The sequence below is a fragment of the Nocardioides guangzhouensis genome (genome assembly GCF_004519545.1).
GTDB classification, from domain to species: Bacteria; Actinomycetota; Actinomycetes; order Propionibacteriales; family Nocardioidaceae; genus Nocardioides; species Nocardioides guangzhouensis.
Genome location: NZ_SDKM01000150.1, coordinates 1 through 436, shown reverse-complemented (window position 1 = coordinate 436; position 436 = coordinate 1). Strand labels below are relative to the sequence as shown.

The following is a 436-nucleotide window of genomic DNA, read 5'->3' as shown; positions in this document are numbered from 1 at the left end:
GCATCGTCCTGGTCGACCAGGACCGGTGCCGCGGCTGGCGGCAGTGCATCACCGGCTGCCCGTACAAGAAGATCTACTTCAACCACAAGTCCGGCAAGGCCGAGAAGTGCACGTTCTGCTACCCGCGGGTCGAGGTCGGGCTGCCCACAGTCTGCTCGGAGACCTGCGTCGGCCGGCTGCGCTACCTCGGCCTCTTCCTGTACGACGCCGACCGGGTCACCGAGGCCGCTGCGACGCCCGACCCGCAGGACCTGCACGAGGCCCAGCTCGACCTGCTGCTCGATCCCGACGACCCCGACGTGGTCCGGGCCGCCCGCGAGCAGGGGATCCCCGACGACTGGATGGCCGCAGCCCGCCGGTCGCCGGTCTACGCGCTGGCGAAGGTCTACCGAGTGGCGCTGCCGCTGCACCCGGAGTACCGCACGATGCCGATGGT

1 protein-coding gene is annotated in these 436 nt (G+C 70.4%); it reads left to right on the top strand.

From position 1 onward, the window contains the following. On the top strand, positions 1 to 436 hold a 436-nt coding region (locus EKO23_RS24900), incomplete at both ends, for a 4Fe-4S dicluster domain-containing protein (protein WP_342773646.1).